6 protein-coding genes are annotated in these 5,116 nt (G+C 63.9%); 1 reads left to right on the forward strand and 5 read right to left on the reverse strand.

Translation table 11 applies throughout. The features are described 5' to 3' along the window. Positions 1-16 precede the first annotated feature (16 nt). Together EN994_RS17195 and EN994_RS17205 are read right to left on the reverse strand one after the other, a co-directional pair. Positions 17-475, reverse strand: coding sequence for a PaaI family thioesterase (locus tag EN994_RS17195; RefSeq protein ID WP_013530371.1), 459 nt, complete (start codon positions 473-475; stop codon positions 17-19). A gap of 140 nt (positions 476-615) precedes the next feature. Beyond that, complete coding sequence (locus EN994_RS17205; RefSeq protein ID WP_063170136.1) at positions 616-1,905, reverse strand: RsmB/NOP family class I SAM-dependent RNA methyltransferase; 1,290 nt, start codon at positions 1,903-1,905, stop codon at positions 616-618. Between the two features lie 181 nt (positions 1,906-2,086). Between EN994_RS17205 and EN994_RS17210 the strand changes: the two genes are divergently transcribed. Further along, positions 2,087-2,764 carry an MIP family channel protein gene (locus EN994_RS17210; protein WP_013530368.1) on the forward strand — a complete coding sequence of 226 codons (678 nt, stop codon included), beginning with the start codon at positions 2,087-2,089 and terminating at the stop codon, positions 2,762-2,764. 86 nt (positions 2,765-2,850) lie between these two features. On the opposite strand, the gene EN994_RS17215 is transcribed toward EN994_RS17210, so the two are convergent. The 3 genes from EN994_RS17215 to EN994_RS17225 all read right to left on the reverse strand — a co-directional run. Continuing rightward, the gene (locus tag EN994_RS17215) at positions 2,851-3,657 is read right to left on the reverse strand and encodes an amino acid ABC transporter ATP-binding protein (protein WP_013530367.1); all 807 of its coding nucleotides are present in this window, start codon (positions 3,655-3,657) and stop codon (positions 2,851-2,853) included. Beyond that, the gene (locus tag EN994_RS17220; protein WP_013530366.1) at positions 3,654-4,595 is read right to left on the reverse strand and encodes an amino acid ABC transporter permease; all 942 of its coding nucleotides are present in this window, start codon (positions 4,593-4,595) and stop codon (positions 3,654-3,656) included. The genes EN994_RS17215 and EN994_RS17220 overlap by 4 nt, the downstream gene beginning before the upstream one ends. A 143-nt stretch (positions 4,596-4,738) precedes the next feature. Then, positions 4,739-5,116, reverse strand: a 378-nt coding sequence (locus EN994_RS17225) for a transporter substrate-binding domain-containing protein (RefSeq protein WP_127307673.1), incomplete at its 5' end; no start/stop codon positions are given.

Here is a 5,116-nt window from a genome sequence, read left to right on the forward strand (position 1 = left end):
GCGGCGAACCGGCCACTCACCCTTCTATCCCATCACGCCCGACCACCGTCATCATCGTTCCGGTCATGGTGGCGATCAGCTTGGCCTCGCCGTCGGCGGCAAAGGCGTAGGCCTGGCCGTCGGCGACGATGATGGTGCGGCCTGGCTTGGTCACCGAGCCGCGGAACAGGAAGCGCTCGCCCCTGCCCGGCGCCAGCAGGTTGACCTTGAACTCGATGGTCAGCACGCCGGAATTTTCCGGCATCAGCGAAAAAGCGGCATAGCCGCAGGCCGAGTCCAGCGCGGTCGAAATGACGCCGGCATGGAGGAAGCCGTGCTGCTGGGTGAGTGCCGCCGAATAGGGCATCTCGATCTCGATGATGCCGGGCGTCACCAGCGTCAGTTCGGCGCCGATCGTGGCCATCGCCTTCTGGCGTGCGAAGGAGGTCCTGACGCGATCCTCATAGTCCGGGGCGGGTACGATCTTTGCTGCCATGGCCGCTGCCTTCCTTTATGCGGATAAGCTTATTGCAGAGGCATGGACGGCAGGCAAATGCTTTTGCTGCACTGCACAATCGACCTGGCCTGCCTGCTGGCGCCACGCATCCGTCAGGAATTGGCGACATCCGATCGGATTCAGGCCGACCTGCGCAACGCACAGAAGTAAAACCCGTCGGTGCCGCTCAGCGCCGGCGACAGCGAGATGTCGCCTTTGGCGCCGATGCGCGCGGCTGCCGGATGGCCGGGAAAACGGCTGTCCCAGAGCTGGCGGTGGTCGACGGGAACAAAGCCGCTGTTACGGTCCCGAAAGGCCGCGATCTGCTCGCCATTCTCCTCATCAAACACCGAGCAGGTGATGTAGACCAGCAGGCCGCCCGGTTTGACATAGGCTTTGGCCGCATCGAGGATCGCCGACTGTTCGCCCTTGCGGGTATCGAGCTGCCTCTGCGTCAGCCGCCATTTGGCGTCGGGGCGGCGCCGCCAGGTGCCGCTGCCGGTGCAGGGCGCGTCGACCAGCACGATGTCCATGTGGTTGCCGAGCGGCGCGAGTTCCGTGGGCTTGGTGACCACCTGCACATTGCGGTTTTCCGAACGACGGATGCGGTCGAAGATCGGCGCCAGCCGTGCTTTCTCCGCATCATGGGCAAAGATCTGGCCACGATTTTCCATCGAAGCCGACAGTGCCAGCGTCTTGCCGCCGGCGCCGGCGCAGAAATCCAGCACCTGCATGCCGGCTTCGGCCCCGGCAAGGGCGGCCGCGATCTGCGAGCCTTCGTCCTGGACCTCGAACCAACCCTTCTGGAAGGCCGGTTCGGCCTGCACATTCGGGTGCCGGCCATCGCCGTCGATCGGTGGAATGCGGATGCCGTGCGGGGCGATTGCCGCGGGTTTGGCGCCGGTTCCCGTCAGTTCGGCCAGCACCTTGTCGCGGTTGGCCTGCAAGGTGTTGACCCTGAGGTCGAGCGGCGGGCGCGTTGCCAGCGCGGCGCCCTCGTCGGCCCAGCTCGGGCCGAAGGCTCGCTCGAAAAGCGGCGCGCACCAGTCGGGAACATCCGCCCGCACCGCGTCCGGCGCATCGGCGAGCCGACCGTCGGCGATGGCCTGAAGCTCGGCGGCGGTCAGCAGCGGCGGTGCGAACTTGTCACCATCCAGCGCCTCGTTGAGCGACTGGGCCGTCTGCCCCCATTCGAGCAGCAGGGCGCCGAAGCCAATGGCGCGCGGCGTGTCCTGCCCCAGCAGCCAGCCCGCGGAACGCTTGTGGCGCAAGGCGTCATAGACGATGTTGCCGATGGCCGCACGGTCGCCGCCGCCGGCGAAGCGATGCGACAGGCCCCAATCCTTCAGCGCGTCCGCCACCGGCCGGTGGCGCCGGCCGATGTCTTCCAGCACTTCGATGGCCGCAGCCAGCCTTCCGCCCAGTCGCATTGTCTTGTTCCGTCACGCAGAAAATTATTCCGGCCCTGCTCTAGAGCGCGCAACCGGCGCGCACAAGCAGGTCGGCCGGCACAACCGCTCTGCTTTCCAACTTTTCTGGTTGCGAATACTCTTCCGATTGTGATTCGCGGCGCGAAAAGGTGAACCGGCGGATCGACACGAGGAGAGGGCAATGAAGACTTATCTGGCGGAAGTTCTAGGCACATTTCTATTGGTGTTCATCGGTACGGCTTCTGTGGTGACGGGCGGCTTCGGCGGCGCGCTGCCGCTTGGCCAGGAAGGGATCGGTCTGGCGTTCGGCATCGGCCTCATCGCCGCGGCCTATGCGATCGGCCCCATTTCGGGCGCGCATCTCAACCCGGCGGTGACGCTCGGCGTCTTCCTTGCCGGCCGCCTGCCGGCCAAGGACGTCATCCCCTACTGGATCGCGCAGGTCATCGGCGGCGTCCTTGCTTCACTGGCGTTGTGGATCATCGTCTCCGGCCAGGTTGGCGGACACACCACCGGCTTCGGCGCCAATGGCTGGGATGTGACGAAATGGGGTGTCAGTTCGGCCTTCCTGTGGGAAGTGATCGGCACCTTCACCTTCGTCACCGTGATCCTTGGCGTCACGGCCGAAAAGCACTCGACGGCGTTCGCCGGACTGGTCATCGGCCTGACGCTGGCAGGGCTGCACTTCGCCATCATCCCGGTGACCGGCACGTCGCTCAACCCGGCCCGCTCGATCGGTCCGGCGCTGTTTTCGGGAACTGCGGCGATCGGCCAGCTCTGGCTGTTCATCGTGGCACCGTTGATCGGCGGCGCCATTGCCGGCGTCGTCGCCAAGGCGCGCATCTTCGAGAAGGACTGAGCTCTTTGGAAGGCTGAATATGCGAAGGCGCGGGCCATGGCCCGCGCTTTTTTTGTGGATCTTCTCTTGGGTGGATTCTCTTGCCGTCAAAGCACCCGCGACAGGAACTCGCGGGTTCGGGGCGATACCGGATTGGCAATCATCTCGCGCGGAGCGCCGCGTTCGATGATCACACCGCCATCCATGAAAACCAGCTGATCGCCGATCTCGCGGGCGAAGCCTACCTCGTGGGTGACCACGACCATCGTCATGCCGCTTTCGGCCAGATCGCGCATGACCTGCAGCACCTCGCCAACGAGTTCGGGGTCGAGCGCCGATGTCGGCTCATCGAAGAGCAGGACTTTCGGCTTCATCGCCATCGCGCGCGCGATGGCGACACGCTGCTGCTGGCCGCCGGACAGTTCCCTCGGATACCGGTCGACCTTGTCCAGGAGACCGACGCGCCGAAGCAGAATCTCCGCTTCGGCCTTTGCCTCGTCCGGGGGGATGCGCCGAACCTGCGTCGGCGCCTCAATCAAATTCTCCATCACGGTCATGTGGGAGAACAGGTTGAACGACTGAAACAGCATGCCGGTCTCGGCGCGCCGCCGGCAAAGCAGGTCGTCCTTGACCTCGTAGAGCTTGTCGTCCCTAAGGTCGTAGCCGACGAACTGACTGTCGACGAGCAGGATGCCGGCGCTGAGCTTCTCGAGATGGTTGATGCAGCGCAGGAATGTGCTCTTGCCGGAACCCGAAGGGCCGATGATGCAGGCGACCGATCCGACGGGTACGTCGAGATCGACACCCTTGAGAACCTCGAGCGGACCATAGGATTTGCGCACGCCGCGCGCGAAAACCATGGAGTCGGCTGGGACGCCGAAGCGGGCGCGATTTTCGTCCTTCACGTCGCTCATCGGGAAATGCCACGCAGGCTGATGATGTTGCGCAGGAAGCGCATCGTCACGGCATCGCGGCGCGTATCGCTGCGACCGAAATGTCGCTCGAGGAAATGCTGTCCCACCGACATGATGCTGACTACCGCGAGATACCAGAAGGCGACCACGATCAGAAGCGGGATCGTCTCGAAGGTGCGCGCATAGATGCTCTGCGCCGAATAGAACAGGTCGTCGACGGCGATGAATGTCACCAGCGACGTCATCTTCAGGAGGTTAATGGCCTCATTGCCGGTTGGCGGCAGTACGAAGCGCATCGCCTGCGGCAGCGTGATGCGCTTCAGGATCATGCGGTACGGCATGCCAAGCGCGCTCGCCGCCTCAGCCTGGCCCGACGGCACCGACTTGATGCCGGCCCGGATGATCTCGGCCATGTAGCCCGCCTCGCACAGGGAAAGGGCGACGACGGCAGAGAAGAACGGAGTCATGAAATCATTGGTGCGCACGGAAAACAGCGTGCCGACAAAGGGGATGGTCAACGAGACTTCGCGCACCAGCAGCGACAGGTTGAACCAGAAGATCAGCTGTATCAGGGCCGGTACGCCACGGAAAAACCAGACGTACAGACCCGCGAAGGCACGCAGCACCGGGCTTGGCGACACGCGCATGATGGCGATGACCGTGCCGACAACGATCGCCAATATCATGATCACCGCGGTGAGCATCAAGGTGTTGCCAAGGCCGCGCATGACAGAGGGATGCAGGAGGTAACTCACCACCGTAGGCCAGGCAAAGGCAGGGTTGCTGGCGAAGGCCCGGATGATCAGGAATGCCACCAGCAGGGCCAGCGCCGTGCCGACCCAGATGCCGTAGCGGCGCTGCGGCATGACGGTCAGGCGCGAAACCGCCTCGGCGACGCCCGGCTCGATGCGTATCTCGTTTGGGTGGGCCGCGCCCATCGCTGCTTCTCCTGGTCTTGATCCGGAAGCGGCGCCCGGCACGAGACCGGACGCCGACAACCGCTATCGCATCAGCCCCAAATGATTTCGGAAAGCATGATCAAAGTTTTAGAACAAAGTGCGTCCGACTGGACAAAACTTTGTCAGTCGGCGCGCAACGCCTCCATGCTGCCGACGAAATAGGGCTCCTTGATCGCGTAGGCGCCCATGCCGTATTTGTCGAGAATAGCCTTGTAGGTGCCGTTCTTGAACAGCTCGGAGAGTGCGCCCACCATCATATCGGCGGTCTCCTTGTCGTCCTTGGCGATCGCCATGCCGAGCGGCGCGACTTCATAGAGGGTCGGCAGCACCACGAGCTGGCCCTTGCTGGTGACCTCGAAATAGCTCGAGGCGGTCGCATCGTCCATGCGGGCGTCGACGCGGTCGGACAGCACCGCCTGGACGATATCCGTCGACGAGTTGAAGACCGATTTTTCGATGGCTGCCTGGCCCTTGCCGGTGCAATCCGTGCTCAGCTTGTC

The organism is Mesorhizobium sp. M7A.F.Ca.CA.002.09.1.1, from assembly GCF_003998555.1.
Classification (GTDB): Bacteria; Pseudomonadota; Alphaproteobacteria; order Rhizobiales; family Rhizobiaceae; genus Mesorhizobium; species Mesorhizobium ciceri.